This is a genomic window from Candidatus Schekmanbacteria bacterium RIFCSPLOWO2_02_FULL_38_14 (genome assembly GCA_001790855.1).
GTDB lineage: Bacteria > Schekmanbacteria > GWA2-38-11 > GWA2-38-11 > GWA2-38-11 > 2-02-FULL-38-14-A.
On the sequence record MGDH01000005.1, the window covers coordinates 33,768 to 34,639 of the forward strand.

At 44.5% G+C, this 872-nt stretch carries 1 protein-coding gene and 2 pseudogenes (1 of these 3 only partly in view); all 3 read left to right on the forward strand.

Annotation, left to right across the window (positions count from 1 at the left end; translation table 11 throughout):
- Positions 1-98, forward strand: a pseudogene (locus A3H37_12360) (hypothetical protein) (it extends 949 nt beyond the left edge of the window).
- Positions 85-303 (forward strand): hypothetical protein, encoded by a 219-nt coding sequence (locus tag A3H37_12365; GenBank protein ID OGL51498.1) that lies wholly within the window; start codon positions 85-87, stop codon positions 301-303. Before A3H37_12360 ends, A3H37_12365 begins: the two are co-directional and overlap by 14 nt.
- A 77-nt stretch (positions 304-380) precedes the next feature.
- Positions 381-872, forward strand: a pseudogene (locus A3H37_12370) (hypothetical protein).

Sequence of the window (872 nt, forward strand, 5' to 3'; positions counted from 1 at the left end):
TCAACGGGACAGGGAAGGATGGGAACAAAAAACTCAGGAGAAATTGCCGACCTCTGGCACTGGAAGGCAGCCCGCTGGAACCCTTTGAATTTTGCTGATGACCAATATGGAATATATGCTGACCCTACTAACACTTCAGTGGATACAAGGAAGAGTGATACAGGAGGGGGAATTGATAGCAGCAATAGCACAGGAACTCCTGCTCAGCCTGCCTTCATGGCTGAGGATGATCCTGGAGCAAATGCAAACTTTTTAATGGGCATTCCATCAGGGGCTAAAAGGGCTATTACCTTTACCCCTTAAAAATTTTTCCAGGCTCGGAGATTTTGTTGCTCCGAGCCTGAGTTTTCTTTTCTTCCATGGAGATTTACAAAAGAGGGATGTGGTTACTTGCAATAATTCTCTTACTTATCCATCTCGGTTGTTTTAAAGGTGGAGGGAGTAGTTCTAAAAAATCCATAACTCCTCCAGAAACTTCTCCAGGAAAAAAGACCTTTAAATCCGGTGATGGTGTGCCAGGGTATGTTTTGTCTTTTCCTTCTGGTAGTCGTGCTGATGTGAGGGTAGAGGGGTCTTTTCTGGATGGGGTTTGGACAGTGATGTTTAGCAGGGCATTGAAGGCCCCTTCTGTTTTAGAGGATGCTGATTTTTCCGGGCTTGATTCTGGAGGGCTTTATTATTTTGCAATTGCCAATTTAGAGAATGCAGGTGGCTCTGTTTTGACCATGACTCCTCAGGATACTACTGAATGGAGTTTAGGCAAGGAGGGAACCTCTGCTAAGCTTATAGCGTTAAAAGCTACTCCATCTTTTCCCTCTGATTTTGTTGGCAATTCTATTGTTACCACTCCTTTAGCTAATGCCTTTGGGGTC